General features: G+C 65.0%; 10 protein-coding genes. 4 read left to right on the top strand and 6 right to left on the bottom strand.

Features of this window, described 5'->3' with window-relative positions; translation table 11 throughout:
* Window positions 1-567: 567 nt before the first annotated feature.
* Window positions 568-2,151 carry a porin gene (locus JQ603_RS31025; RefSeq protein WP_212345435.1) on the bottom strand — a complete coding sequence of 528 codons (1,584 nt, stop codon included), beginning with the start codon at window positions 2,149-2,151 and terminating at the stop codon, window positions 568-570.
* Between the two features lie 512 nt (window positions 2,152-2,663).
* Between JQ603_RS31025 and JQ603_RS31020 the strand changes: the two genes are divergently transcribed.
* Window positions 2,664-3,143, top strand: a complete 480-nt coding sequence (locus tag JQ603_RS31020) for a MarR family winged helix-turn-helix transcriptional regulator (protein WP_212345432.1) — start codon at window positions 2,664-2,666, stop codon at window positions 3,141-3,143.
* A gap of 199 nt (window positions 3,144-3,342) precedes the next feature.
* Here JQ603_RS31020 and JQ603_RS31015 read toward each other — a convergent pair whose 3' ends face one another.
* Complete coding sequence (locus JQ603_RS31015) at window positions 3,343-4,194, bottom strand: alpha/beta hydrolase (RefSeq protein ID WP_245003966.1); 852 nt, start codon at window positions 4,192-4,194, stop codon at window positions 3,343-3,345.
* Between the two features lie 1,107 nt (window positions 4,195-5,301).
* On the opposite strand from JQ603_RS31015, the gene JQ603_RS31010 reads away from it, so the two are divergent.
* A complete protein-coding gene (locus tag JQ603_RS31010) occupies window positions 5,302-6,366 on the top strand; it encodes a ketopantoate reductase family protein (protein WP_212345427.1) in 1,065 nt (354 codons plus the stop codon).
* A gap of 37 nt (window positions 6,367-6,403) precedes the next feature.
* Here the strand turns inward: JQ603_RS31010 and JQ603_RS38175 are convergent, their stop codons facing one another.
* Window positions 6,404-6,778 carry a hypothetical protein gene (locus tag JQ603_RS38175; protein WP_245003965.1) on the bottom strand — a complete coding sequence of 125 codons (375 nt, stop codon included), beginning with the start codon at window positions 6,776-6,778 and terminating at the stop codon, window positions 6,404-6,406.
* Between the two features lie 727 nt (window positions 6,779-7,505).
* Between JQ603_RS38175 and JQ603_RS31000 the strand changes: the two genes are divergently transcribed.
* The gene (locus JQ603_RS31000) at window positions 7,506-8,324 is read left to right on the top strand and encodes a YkgJ family cysteine cluster protein (RefSeq protein WP_212345425.1); all 819 of its coding nucleotides are present in this window, start codon (window positions 7,506-7,508) and stop codon (window positions 8,322-8,324) included.
* A gap of 105 nt (window positions 8,325-8,429) precedes the next feature.
* Complete coding sequence (locus JQ603_RS30995; RefSeq protein ID WP_212345423.1) at window positions 8,430-9,944, top strand: ATP-binding protein; 1,515 nt, start codon at window positions 8,430-8,432, stop codon at window positions 9,942-9,944.
* A 4-nt stretch (window positions 9,945-9,948) separates the two neighbouring features.
* On the opposite strand, the gene JQ603_RS30990 is transcribed toward JQ603_RS30995, so the two are convergent.
* Genes JQ603_RS30990 through JQ603_RS30980 form a run of 3 tightly spaced genes read right to left on the bottom strand, consistent with a single transcriptional unit; the run spans window position 9,949 to window position 13,357 of the window.
* Entirely contained in the window at window positions 9,949-10,689 is a 741-nt protein-coding gene (locus tag JQ603_RS30990) for an ABC transporter ATP-binding protein (RefSeq protein ID WP_212345421.1), read from the bottom strand.
* A complete protein-coding gene (locus tag JQ603_RS30985; RefSeq protein WP_212345419.1) occupies window positions 10,686-11,534 on the bottom strand; it encodes an ABC transporter ATP-binding protein in 849 nt (282 codons plus the stop codon). Before JQ603_RS30985 ends, JQ603_RS30990 begins: the two co-directional genes overlap by 4 nt.
* Window positions 11,534-13,357, bottom strand: coding sequence for an ABC transporter permease (locus JQ603_RS30980; protein WP_212345417.1), 1,824 nt, complete (start codon window positions 13,355-13,357; stop codon window positions 11,534-11,536). Before JQ603_RS30980 ends, JQ603_RS30985 begins: the two co-directional genes overlap by 1 nt.
* Between the last annotated feature and the right edge of the window lie 52 nt (window positions 13,358-13,409).

Raw genomic sequence — 13,409 nt, 5'->3', positions numbered from 1 at the left:
ACCACACGGTTTTGCCGTACGCACGGTCCGCCATTTCGCCGCAGTTTTCCCAGCCCTGTCGACGGAGCCGGAAACTTGACGACGAGACGAACCTGACAGCGCCGTTCGTCCGCACGAAGCCTCAGGGCTCACGGAGAGCAATCCGCCCTGACCTCAAGCTCTCGCGCCCGACGCTGCCGCGTCCACCGCAAGCCCGGCTCGCGACAATGACGACCTCATGATCGCCCTCAAGGATGAGCCGGGATGGGCCATCACATACGACAAATCCGAATTTCGGTAAAGCGGAATATTTTTGCGAGATCGGGTTGACAGCGGAGCGACACACCGCCCGTCGCCCGGATGGAGCGGAAGCGAAATCCGGGACCGCTGGTTCGACGAGGCAGCTTTCCCGGATTGCGCGGAGCCTGTCATCGGGCGCGCATTCGCGCGACCCGTTGGCTCCATCCGCGCTACGCGGCTTCGGCCGCCCAGGCCTCAACTGACCAGCATCTCAACTGATCAGCCTAGCACAACAAAAAACACCCGGCGGTTTCCCGCCGGGTGCTCTTTGAGATCTTTCGACAGATCTTACCAGTTACGCTGAGCGCGCAGGATCATGGCGATCGAGTCCTGATCCTTCAGCTCGTAGGTCGCGGCCGGCTTGGCGGTCGTGACGCCCGGGGCGATAGCGACAGTGCCCGAGTACTTCTGGTCGAGATGGGTCCAGGAGAGGTCGGCCGAGAAGGTCAGGTTCTTGACCGGGGTCCAGCGGGTGACGATACCGAGCTGGCCGATCGCGAAGTCCGGGTTACAGCCGGTGACACCGGCCAGGCCGCCGAACACGCCGCCGGTGCCGGTGGCGCCGCAAAGCGTGGTCTTGGCCAGCGTGCCGAACTGGGCCTGAGCGTAAGCACCGTAGAGCGCGGTGTTCCAGCTCGGATCCCAGTTGTGGGTGTAAGCGCCACGGAAGCCCCAGGTCTTGACGGTTTCCTGCGAGCTGCCGGTCACGAACACCGTGTCGGGAGCGTTGGCGAAGCCGATGCTGCCATAAGCACCGGCAAGACCCGAGTTGCCGTACAGCGCGTAGCTGCTGCCCGACAGGTTCTGGAAGTTGTAGCGGGTCGCACCGTCGGTGTAGACGCCCTGGATGTTGATCGTGTCACCCGCGCCGGTCGGGATGTTCTTGATCGACAGAGCGAGCTGAACCGCCCAGCCCCACTTGTCGTCGGGGTGGCCGGTGGTCTCGGTCGCGCCGTAGTAACCGACGTGGTTGTCATGCGCAGCCACCGACGCCTGGAACAGGCCCCAGGCCTGGTCGACACGCACCTGACCAACGAGGTTCGGCGAACGCGAGCCGCCGACAGCGTTGGTGCCGTACGAGCCGCCGATCATGCCGCCCGCGGTCGCGCCGGTCATGTTGAGGTTGCCGGCCTGATAGTACGCGGTGGCATCTTCAGCCGAGAACGACGCCGTCACGCCCTGGCCGAAATCGGCCGTGTAGGTGAACTGGGTGACGCCGGTCACGGTGCCGCTGCCGCCGACGAGGTTGTCGGTGATGTTGCCGGGATAGTTGGTCCAGGGCGCGTCGAACTGCGACACGGCCTTACCCATCGTGAAGCCGGCGAACTGGATGAAAGCGTAGTACACGCCGAGCGCGCCGGCCGAGGTGTTACCGTCGGTGCCGTTCACCGAGCCAGAGCCGTTCGAACCGACGAGGCCGGTGCCCGCCGCGTTGAGAGTGAGCGCGCCGCTGTACACGGTTCCGCCCGTGGCCGAACCGGTGGGCGTATAGTTGCCGGTCGTCCAGGTGAACACGCCGTCGAAGAAGGTACGGACCACGCCGTATTCGGTCGCGGTGCGCGTGTCGATGTTCAGGTCTTCACGAGCGCGGAAGGTGTAGTAGTTCATCAGGCGGTTGCGAGCACCGGCAGTACCGCCCTGGTTCGGGTTGAAGTCCGAGTTGGAGCCGAGCACGGCATCGGCGCGCAGGTAACCACCGAGCTTGATGCAGGTGTCGGTGCCCGGGATGTAGTAGAAGCCGGCGCCGTACAGCGAGCAGATCTTCACGTATTCGACCGCCTTGGCCTTCACGGGGAGATCGGCTGCGAACGCACCGGAGACGGCCATCAGGCCGGCTGCCGAGCCGAGAAAGAGCGTCTTCGTCAACTTCATTAGATAAACCTCCAGGTCGGTTCAGGGGGCTCGGCTCCTCGGTGGAGGCCGCTTGACCCTCTCAATTTCCGTTCAATTCAGGTCCGCACTGAAGGTCCGGACTGAAACGACAGCGAGGTGCCCCCCCTCCGTCGTGACCTCACATATAGTTTATAAAAACAATCGTCTCAATTCATTGATTTGGTGAATTGCAAGTTCGGAAAGCGCTGTTGCCTGCAAGCAACAGGAGTTGCGCGACGCGGGGCAAGTACCTGAAGCAAAAGAAAAAGCCCTCAGGGGGCATCCCGAGGGCTTTCTTGGAGGTCTCACATCGCCGTCCCTTTGACATAGGTCAAGAGCAGCAAATTCTGAGTGCGTAAGACATAACTTAATCAATTGCTTTCTGCAACTATTAAGTGGCGACGCGATTTCTCTAATGAAGTGTTCCACGCACGATATGCGAGACGGTTTGCCAATATCCGGGTAAAAAGACCGACCAGACAAAAAGAAAATGATGAATTGGGGGAAGCCATATGATCGAGAAGAAGGCCGACCGGGCGATTACGGACTTCATCTGGAATATCGTTGAAATCCACTCGCAGCTGGAGGACATCCACGGCAGCTGGGCCGGACTGCTGGGCATCACCGAGCCACAATGGCTGATCTTGATGGCCATCACCGAGCTGGACGAGGGGCGCGGCGTCGCCGGAATCGACATCGCGAACAAGCTGCGGATCCATCCCGCCTTCGTGACCAACCAGACCAAGAGCCTCGAGAAGGGCGGATTCCTGTCGCGACGCCCGGCTGCCGACGATGCCCGCTTCATTCTGATGTCGCTGACGGAAAAGGCGACGACGGACATCGAAAAACTGTCCAAGCGGAAGCTCGCCCTGAATTCGACCATGTTCAACGAGGTCGACGAGAAGACTCTCGCCGATCTGAATGTCGCGCTCGCGACCATTGCCAAGAATGCCCGGCTCGCCGCACGACTGCTGGCCATCGACGTCTCGTGATCCGCGGTTTCCTGACAGAGCATGATCTGCGCCGCGTTCATCGCGGGAAGACCGCGGCGCATTCTCAGGGATCATGCGCTAAAGCATGATCCGGACCCGGGGGCCGCACTAGCGCAAAGTGCGAAGCGGTTCTCCGGAAAGATCATGCGTAAGCAGCAATCCAAAGCGCGATGACGATTCATCCCAATCTCATCGCGCTTTAGAGGTAGGTTACAGGATCGAGACGACGGGCAGCTCCGAGTTTGGCGTCGAGCCACTCGAAAATGAAGTCGTCCACCGTGACGAAATTCTCGACCTCGCCCAGAGGATACGGAATGCGGTTCGGCACGACGACCGAGCAGTCGGCTCCGGCCTGACGATGGCTGGCTTGAAGATCGAGAGCCTCCTGCTCGCGCATCATCGAGCGGCTCCCGACCACCATGAGAAGCGGGCAGCCCATTCGGCGCGCCGACGGCAGCGGACGCATAGGCGCTTCGCCCGCGGCAACCTCCTCAACGCCTGTCATCCAATGGACCGATGCACGGTGCGTGACCAGCCGCAAAAGACCGCCGTCGCACACGGCGGCGGCTATCCTGCGATCCGAGAGGACGAAGCGGGAGGCATGACTGGCGCCCGCCCCTTCGCCGTAGACCGCGATCCGCTGCGCGTCGACATCCGGGCGAGCCTCCAGATAGTCCAGCCAGCATTGGAGGATATGCTCCTGTTTGAGCGGGCGGCGAACAGGCGAAGTGCCGGCATCGATGAGCAGAAGCGACATGTTCCGGCGCAGCGAGGCGGGCAAGAGCCTGCTCATCATCGAGGCCAGGGCGATGTCCTCGTCGGCGATGCAAATGACCGCGGGCGCGGAAGGCCCGTGACGGAGCGCCGGCAGGAAGAAGCCGGTCAACGCTCCCTGATCGAAGCCATCGATCTCCACGCGCTCGATCGCTTGGGCCGCATCGTCCGCGAAGCTTCGCAGACTGATACCGACCTTGTCGGCGAAGTCGGCACTCGCGAGATCCTCCGGACGAGACAGGCTTCGCGCGACCTCGAACGCCATCAGCGCGCACATCCACGCCTCGTGCGCAATCTGGCCGGCACCATCTGCGCGCGCGGATTCGGCGGAGCTCCGATAGTCCTCCGCGACCCTCAACCAGTCTGAGACCCACAGATGCCTGTGCGCCTCACGCGCAAGCTCCGCGACAGACAGACTTTCGAAAAATTCGGACGCGCGCTTTCGCAAGCGTACCAGGCTTCCACCGGCGCCATCGCTGGCGCCGTGAGGCCAATGATTACCTTCCATTTTTTTCCCCGAACGGCGCGTCAGCGATTGGGCAGGTTTGCCGGCTGCGCTGTCAGCGCAACGCCGTGCACGCCTGCTCGATGCGACCCCAGGCGTACCTGGTCGCATGCATCGCGCTTGCGTCTGCTGATGCCGTCCGTCTCGTCGATCTGTCTCGCTGCCATCTCGACTCCGCGCAGGGACGAGACACCGTGCCCTGCGCAGGATCGGGGCTTTGCTGCAGCGAGACCCCATCCGATTTTCGTTTCGTCTTCGCTTCGCGCGGGCGGGGGCACTTGGCCAAGCGGTGTGCAGCCCCCATCGGCCGGTCTCAACACAAGTTGCACGCCGGCTCCAACTCAATCGTCACGTCTCAGCTCCGTTGCTGATCTACAGTTACGGCCCCGCGCCACTTTGCCATTTTTTCGATCTTCCGTTTGCAGTTTTTTGTTGCGGCCGACGACTAAAATTTGGCTGCCATTTGATGACAGAAGAGGCATGACCGGTATCGACCTTTCATGAAGGTCTTATGGGCGCATCCGGCGCGCTGCCAGTCACCGCAGCAATGACGATGCGGCCGCCTCATCGACGAGACGACCTCCGCCCCGCACGCTTGCGCATCGCGCGACGGGCGCACGATCGCCTCTCCCTGACGAGCCGGATGAGACATGCATTCCGGACTTCGGGACATAATTTGTCTCGGATCTGCAGAGCCCTGGCCGGATGGGATCCGTCGCATTTCGGTCGTTACGCACGACCGGGCGCCCCCGGCCTTCCGCATCTTGTATGCATTATCCCAGTTGCCATTGCCGGCCACTTCGCTTTACATGCCGGCAAATCGCCCCTCGGACGACGGCCGGGGCGCAAAAAATCACATGACATTCCAGGGGACGAAACATGGCGCGTAACATTCTGATTCTCGGGGCTTCCTACGGCTCCCTGCTCGGCACGAAGCTGCTGATGGCGGGGCACAATGTGACCCTGGTCTGCCGCGCCAAGACCGCCGAGCTCATCAATCGCGACGGTACCGAGGTGCGCATCAAGTTGCGCGACGAGGCGGTGCACCGGGCGATCTTCTCACGCGACCTGCCCGGCAAGCTCGACGCGGTGACGCCGGCCGACGTCGACATCTCCCGTTACGATCTGGTCGGCCTTGCGATGCAGGAGCCGCAATACACCAACCACACGGTGCGCGTCCTCATGGTCAAGATCGCCGCGGCGAAGCTGCCGTGCCTGTCGATCATGAACATGCCGCCGCTGCCCTACCTGAAGCGGATTCCCGCGCTCGCCGACATGGATCTCGAGGAGGCCTATACCAATGCGCAGGTGTGGGAGCGGTTCGAGCCGGCGCTCGTGACGCTGTGCTCGCCCGACCCGCAGGCCTTCCGCCCGCCGGAGGAAGCCGCGAACGTGCTTCACGTCGGCCTGCCCACCAATTTCAAGGCATCTGTCTTCGCGGACGAGAAGCACAACAAGCTGCTGCGCGAGCTCGAAGCCGACATCGACGCAGTGACGCTCGACGGCCACGACGTGCCGGTGAAGCTGAAGGTGTTCGATTCCCTGTTCGTGCCGCTGGCGAAATGGTCGATGCTGCTCACCGGCAATTACCGCTGCATCACCCCGCACGAGCCGCAGTCGATCCGCGACGCCGTGCATGGCGATCTCGCACGCTCGCAGTCGATCTACGATCACGTCGACGCCCTCGCCCGCCGCCTCGGCGCCGATCCGCAGGACCAGGTGCCGTTCGCGAAATATGCCAAGGCCGCGGAAAGCCTGCTCAAGCCGTCGTCGGCCGCGCGCGCGGTGGCGAGCGGCGCGCCCTTCATCGAGCGCGTCGACCTCCTGGTAAAGCTGATCTCGCATCAGCTTGGCGTGCCTAATGCCGAGATCGACCGCACGGTCGACACCGTCGATCAGAAGCTGAACGAGAAAATCGTGCAGGGCGGATCCGGCGCGCAGTAAACGCGCCGTGTCCATCGCACGCACGCGGCGGCGTCGCTCACGCGCTCAAAAATGATTGAAGCCAGATCAGGCCGGTCACGGCGACGAGCGTGACCGCGCCGGTTCGGCTGATCAGCTCGGGACGGCCGAGACGACGGGCCCCGCGGCCCAGCGTTGCGCCCAGCATCACCCAGGCCGTTCCCGCCATGACGATCAGAAGCGCTATCACACCGAGCCGGGGCAACAACTCGGACGCTCCGGCCTGAAGCGGCAGCAGCAGGAAGGCGAACACCATCGCCTTCGGATTCAAGAGCGTGGCGAGCAGCACCTGGCGGAACGTCACCACCGCGCCGCGGCGCAGCTCGCGCACGTTGACGCGCCAGAGCATGACGGCAAGACCCAGAATGTAGACACTGACGGCGACGCGGAGCACGACGGCCGCAAGCGGTCGCTCACGACGGGCCCGAGCGCCAGCCGCAGCAGCGTGATCGCGGCGAGATAGCCGCACAGCTCCGCCGCGAGCAGATGGAGCGAGCGTGCAATGCCGATCCCTGCCCCCGAAGTCGCGAGCAAGGTGTTGGTCGGTCCCGGCATGGCGAGAAGAAAACAGGTCGCCGTGAAGAAGGTCAGGAAGTTCATGCCCTCGGCTAGCAGGCAACGCGCCGGCAGGCCTTGATCTGGGTCACGCGATGATGCGGCGTCCCTCCTCGTCCCACGAGAGGCTGTTCCCGGTGTGATGCAGCAGCAACGCGGCGCGATGTCGTTGTCGAGCACGCCTCATCACGCAAACGTGTCGCCTCACGCGGCGCGAGCGTACGCACCGCAGATATCACGACTGCGTGACGACAATGCGTGTCGCGCCTCCTCTCCTGGCGCAGCGCGGCGCCGAAATGGCCGCGCTTGAGGGCGAATTGAGCCGGTCGCCCGCGTCTTGCGTTTGCAAACCCCTTCGCAGAGCGATCGTGATCGCCATGCCTGATCCCGCATTTGCGCAAGTGCTGCATGCGTGCATGTCGGGCTCAGCTTGTTGTTCGACAAAAAGGAGAAAGATAGCTTTGTGAGTAAATAATTATCTTCACAACCGGCAACTCGCCGCCACTCCCCGGCACCGGCCTGCGATGCCGGCGTCCGGAATCGGACGACAACAACAAGAAAAGACGATGGACCAGGCGATGCTGAGCGTCGTCCGCGCGGTCGAGGCCGGCGCGACGACGATGAAGGGCGTGATCGACGCCACCGGGCTTTCCCGTCTCAAGATCGAACGTGCTCTGATCGCGCTGGAGAAGCAGAAGCTGCTGGTCCGCGACGGCCAGGGCTTTCGTGCGACCGGCCTGCCGAAGACGGCGCGGCCGGCCCGGGAATGCGGATCGTGCAACGCCTGCTGCGACATCCTCGAGGTGGCGGGCGTCGACAAGCCGGTGAACCAGCTGTGCCGGCATTGGCAGGCCGGCACGGGGTGCACGATCTACGAGCGCCGTCCGCAAATGTGCCGGTCCTTCGTCTGCGCCTGGCTGCAGGGCCATCTCGACGACGACTGGTTCCCGGCGAAGTCGGGCATCGTGGTGCATTTCAGCCAGGACGCCGTCAATGTCACGGTCGATGACGATTGCCCCGATCGCTGGCGCGAGGAGCCGTATTTCAGCAAGCTCGCCGAATGGTCGCTGAACGGGATCAGGCGAATCGGAAATCGCGGCTACGCGACCCTTGTCGTCTCGGGAGCCGAGCGGTTCCTGCTGCTCGGACGCACCGTCGTTCCCGAGCCGACATTGTTCGGAACGGCGTTCCTGCCGCTCACCGCCGACACCTTCCGGTTCTGGCGGGCAAGGTCGCCTGAGCATTTGCAGCGGCTGCACGCGCGCATCGCCGAAATCGAGCGGATCAGGCAGGAGTTCGGCTCCTGTGCGATTCCAGAGAACGAGGACGACGATCCGCAACCGCCCTACCGGCCCGCACTTCTAGGGCTCTCGAATCACGCCTGAACGCCACCGTGGGCAACGCGGCCTGATTCGCGCTGCAGCGCTCGACGCGCCGCGGCGGGATTGATAAGCCCCTGTCCGCGGATGATGGGGACTTGAGTCGGGGACATGACGGTTGCGATCGAGATGGGGCTGACCACGGCCGGTGCCGCGGCGGCCATGGACCTCGAGGAACTCCTGGCGACCCGTCTCCTGGTGCAGGGCAATTCGGGCTCCGGCAAGTCGCATCTCTTGCGGCGGCTGCTCGAGCAGAGCGCGCCCTGGGTACAGCAGGCCATCATCGACCCCGAAGGCGATTTCGTCACGCTGGCGGAACGCTTCGGCCATCTCGTGATCGACGCCGAGGACCACACCGAGCGCGGCCTTCAGGTCGCCGGCGAGCGCGCGCGGCTGCATCGCGTGTCCACCGTGCTCAATCTCGAAGGGCTGGATGCCGAGAACCAGATGCGGCGCGCCGCGGCCTTTCTCGGCGGGATGTTCGACGTCGACCGCGACCATTGGTACCCGATGCTGGTGGTGGTCGACGAGGCCCAGCTGTTTGCGCCGGCGGTCGCGGGTGAAGTGTCGGACGAAGCGCGAAAGCTGTCGCTGGGCGCCATGACCAACCTGATGTGCCGCGGCCGCAAGCGCGGGCTCGCCGGCATCATCGCAACGCAGCGGCTGGCCAAGCTTGCCAAGAACGTCGCCGCGGAAGCCTCGAATTTTTTGATGGGCCGCACCTTCCTCGACATCGACATGGCGCGCGCCGCCGACCTGCTCGGCATGGAGCGGCGGCAGGCGGAAGCCTTTCGCGATCTCGAGCGCGGCCAGTTCATGGCGCTGGGACCGGCGCTGTCGCGCCGTCCCCTGCGTCTGAACATCGGTCCGACCGACACCTCCCCGCGCAATTCCACGCCGCGGCTGATGCCGCTGCCGGAAGCGACGCTTGAAGACGTCCGCGCCGTGATCCTGGCCGCGCCGCCGCCCGATGCCAGCCGGCCGCAACGCCGCCCGGCGCCTGATCTGCTTGAGCAGCTCCGGGCCGCGAAGGCTGCCGCCGTGCCGGAAGCGCGCGCGGAGCCGATCGAGGTGCCCGTCAGTGCCGAGGAGCTCGCCGAGCGGCGCGAGCGCGTCGATCGCACGCTGAGGGCCGTGCTCGCCGAGCCCGATGCCGGCTTCCGCGCCATCGGCGTGCTCTATCAGGAATTCGTGGTCCGTTGCCGCATCGAGGGCTTAGGGGCGGCGGTGCCTGATCTCAACGAATTCCGCCGCATGCTGACGCATGCACGCGCCGGCGTCGGCACCGATCTCACTGAAGACGACGCCTGGCAGGACGTGTCGCTGCGCGCCTCGATCCTGCCCGACGACATGCAGGGCGTGTTCATGATGATCGCGCGCGCGGCCAAGGAAGGCTGGCCCTGCCCCGGCGATGCCGCGATCGCGCGCGCCTATGGCTCGCACTCGCTGCGCCGCGCGCAGCGCCTGCTCAGCTATATGGAGGAGCAGGGTCTCATCGTCGTCCAGCTCGACGGCGGCGGACGCAGGATCGTGACCCTGGTGGAGCTGGCCTGGGCGACCGCGCCGGGCGATCCCAACGCCGACGAGCTGCCGGCGGAGCCGGCGCAGAGCGCAGCTTCGGCTTGAAACGCTACGCGGCCTCGGAACCGCCGAGATAGGCGTCGCGCACCCGCGGATCGTCCTTCAACGCCCGCGCCGGACCCGACAGCACGATCTTGCCGGTCTGCAGCACATAGGCCTCGTGCGCGATCTCCAGCGCGAGGCTGGCGTTCTGCTCGACCATGAACACCGAGACGCCCTCCTGGTTGATGGTGCGGATCAGCTCCAGCACGCGGTCGACATAGAGCGGCGACAGGCCCATGGTGGGCTCGTCCATCACGATCATCCGGGGCCGACTCATCAGCGCGCGCGCCATCGCCACCATCTGCTGCTCGCCACCGGACAAGGAGCCTGCGCGCTGCGACAGCCGCTGGCCGAGCTTCGGGAACAACGTGAGCATCTTCTCGAGGTCCTGCGCGACGGCATCGCGGTCGTTGCGCACGAAGGCGCCCATCAGGATGTTCTCGCGCACGCTCATGTCGGCGAACAGCCGCCGCGCTTCCGGCACCGAGGCGATGCCGCGGCGGACGATCTGCGGCGTGGAAAGGCCGATCAGCGAGGCGCCGTCGAACGTCACCTCACCCGAGCGTGGCTTCACCAGGCCCAGAATGATCTTCATCGTCGTCGACTTGCCGCTGGCATTGCCGCCGAGCAGGCAGACGATGTGGCCGCGTGCGACCGTGATCGAGAGGTCGAAATGCACTTGGGCCTGGCCATAGAAGGTGTTGACGCCAGACAGCGCCAGCAGCGGTTCGGGTGCGCTCGTCGTCATGCCGCGCTCTCCTGCTCCGCCGCGCCTGATAGCCCATGGCCGAGATAGGCCTCGATCACCTTGGGATCGGTTCGCACCTCGTCGCCCGGCCCTGCCGCGATCTTCTTGCCCTCGTCCATGACGATGACGCGGTCGGACAGGCGCATCACCATCTCCAGCTTGTGCTCGATCAGGAGGATGGTCAGACCTTCGGCTTTCAATTCGGCAACAAGCGCCTGCATCTCCGCGGTTTCGGTCGGGTTCATGCCGGCGGTCGGCTCGTCGAGCAGCAAGAGGCGCGGCTTGAGCGCCAGCGCACGCGCGATCTCGACACGGCGGCGGTTGGCGTAGGACAGGCTGTAGGCGGGCTGGTCGATGCGCGGCAACAGGCGCTCGCCGAAGCGGGCGAGGATGGCCTTCACCTCTTCGCGCAGCCGTTCCTCCTCCGCCTTGACACTTGCCGGGCGAAGCAGCGCCAGGCCGAGTTCGAGCAACGGACCGATGACCGGCACCGCCGGCTTCACCGACCGCAGCCGCGTATGGGCACCGATCAGGACGTTGTCCATGACGCTGAGATTGCCGAACACGCGGCCGAGCTGGAAGGTGCGCGCGATGCCTTCGGCGGCGAGCCGCTCCGGCGACAGACCGGTGATGTCCTGCCCTTCGAAGCGCACAGTGCCGGCGTCGGGCCGGTCGAGCCCGGTCACGAGATTGAACAGCGTCGTCTTGCCGGCGCCGTTCGGGCCGATGATGCTGATGAGCTCGCCTTTGGCGAGGTCGAGATCGATGGCGTCCACAGCGGTGAGACCGCCGAAGCGGCGCGTCAGTCCGCGCAGGGACAGCATAGGATTGTGCTGCTCCGCCATCAGATCGTCCCCAACAGGCCCTGCGGCCTGAACCGCACCAGCAGCAAGAGCACGATGCCGTAGATCAGGATGCGGTACTCCGCCGCGATCCGGAAGACCTCGGGCAGGCCGACCAGCGCCACCGCCCCGACGATCGCGCCGACGACATTGCCGAGGCCGCCGAGGATGACGACCGTCAGCGCCAGGATGGATTGCTGCGTGTTGAAGGTCTCGTGATTGATGTAGGAATAGAGATGCGCGGCGATGCCGCCGCTGACGCCGGCGGCAAAGCCGCCGAAGATGAAGGCCAGCGATTTGTAGCGGTTCAGACTGAGGCCATAGGCCCGCGCGGCGATGTCGTCGTCGCGGATGGCGCGGAAACTGCGGCCGAGATGCGAAGTGAGCAGCCGCCCCTGCAGCAGCGCCAGCACGACCATCACGGCAAAGCTGAACCAGTAGATTGACGTCGGGCTGATCAGGTCGTAGCCGAACAGCGACAGCGGCGGGATGCCGGAGATACCGATCGGACCGCGCGTCACGCTTTCCCAGTTCAGGATCACCAGCGACACGATCTCGCCGATGGCAAGCGTCGCGATCGAGACATAGTGCCCGCGCAGGCGGAACGACGGCGAGATCAAGAGCGTGCCGAGCGCGGCGCTCATCAGGCCGCCGCCGATCACGGCAAGGCCGACAGGGACGGAGAGCGTCAGCGACAACAGTGCCGACGTATAGGCACCGATCGCGAGCAGCGCGGCATGTCCGAGCGAGACCTGGCCCATCGTGCCCGCGACCAGCGTCAGGCTGAGCGCGAGCATGCCGAGCAGCCAGGCGTTGATCAGGGTTTGCAGCACGTAGAATGACACCGGAAAGAACGGCAGGGCCGCGAAGATCGCGGCGGCGACAGCCAAGGCCCAGCGCGGAATGCGCACCGGGCGGCTCGGCGCGATGAAGGTGCCGGTAAGCGGCTCGGGCGGCGCCTGCCGCGCGCTGGCGAACAGGCCATTCGGGCGCAGCACCAGCACGACGACCAGCAGCAGGAAGGCGAACAGGTTGCGATAGCTGGTGCCGAATACGGCAACGCCGTAGCTCTCGACCAATCCCAGCAGCAGGCTGCCGATCACCGCGCCCGGCACGTTGCCGGCGCCGCCAACCACTTCCGCGACGACGCCCTTCAGCGTCGCCTGCAGGCTCATCGCGGTGTCGATCTGGTTGTAGTACATGCCGACCAGCATGCCGGAGACGCCGCCGAGCGCGGCGGCAATGCCGAACACCGCCTGATTGACGCGGTTGACGTCGACGCCCATCTGCATCGCGGCGTCGCGGTCCTGCGAGGCGGCGCGCACCGCCCAGCCGAGCTTGCTGTAGCGCAGGAACACGAACAGCAGGAGCGCGCTGGTGAGGCCGACGCCGGCGATGAGCAGATCAAGCGGGCCGATGGTGCCGCCGCCGAGCTGGAAGCGAACATCGGGCAACTGGCTCGGCAGCGCGCGCGGATTGGGCGAGAAGGTCAGCATCACCAGCTGGTCGAGCACGAAGCTGATGCCGATGGTCGCGAGCAGCGGCGCGATGCGCACCGAATTCTGCAGTGGCCGCAGGCCGAACCGTTCGATGACCAGACCGACCACCGCGGCGGCCGCCGCGACGACGATGATGGTGAGCGGCAGCGGCGTATGCAGCTGCACCACCGCGACCCAGCCGATATAGGCGCCGACCAGATAGATCGAGCCTTGCGCGAAGTTGATCAGCCGGCTGACGCCGAAGATCAGCGCGAGCCCGACCGCAACGAGGGCGTAGACATTGCCGACGATCAGCCCGTTGATCGTGTAGTCGAGCCAGGAAGACAAACGTTGGTCCCCACGTAGAGAGAAGAGCGGCCGGAGCGGTGCTCCGGCCGTC

The organism is Bradyrhizobium liaoningense (assembly GCF_018130825.1).
Taxonomy (GTDB): Bacteria; Pseudomonadota; Alphaproteobacteria; order Rhizobiales; family Xanthobacteraceae; genus Bradyrhizobium; species Bradyrhizobium liaoningense_B.
This window is presented reverse-complemented; position numbering and strand designations above follow the sequence as displayed.

Coding starts and splice junctions, on each gene's coding strand:
- JQ603_RS31015 (WP_245003966.1), bottom strand. CDS start 4,194: ATGTGCGCGCTGATGGCGTTCGAGGTCGCGCGAAGCCTGTCTCGTCCG.
- JQ603_RS30985 (WP_212345419.1), bottom strand. CDS start 11,534: ATGGCGGAGCAGCACAATCCTATGCTGTCCCTGCGCGGACTGACGCGC.
- JQ603_RS31020 (WP_212345432.1), top strand. CDS start 2,664: ATGATCGAGAAGAAGGCCGACCGGGCGATTACGGACTTCATCTGGAAT.
- JQ603_RS30995 (WP_212345423.1), top strand. CDS start 8,430: ATGACGGTTGCGATCGAGATGGGGCTGACCACGGCCGGTGCCGCGGCG.
- JQ603_RS31000 (WP_212345425.1), top strand. CDS start 7,506: ATGGACCAGGCGATGCTGAGCGTCGTCCGCGCGGTCGAGGCCGGCGCG.
- JQ603_RS31025 (WP_212345435.1), bottom strand. CDS start 2,151: ATGAAGTTGACGAAGACGCTCTTTCTCGGCTCGGCAGCCGGCCTGATG.
- JQ603_RS31010 (WP_212345427.1), top strand. CDS start 5,302: ATGGCGCGTAACATTCTGATTCTCGGGGCTTCCTACGGCTCCCTGCTC.
- JQ603_RS30990 (WP_212345421.1), bottom strand. CDS start 10,689: ATGACGACGAGCGCACCCGAACCGCTGCTGGCGCTGTCTGGCGTCAAC.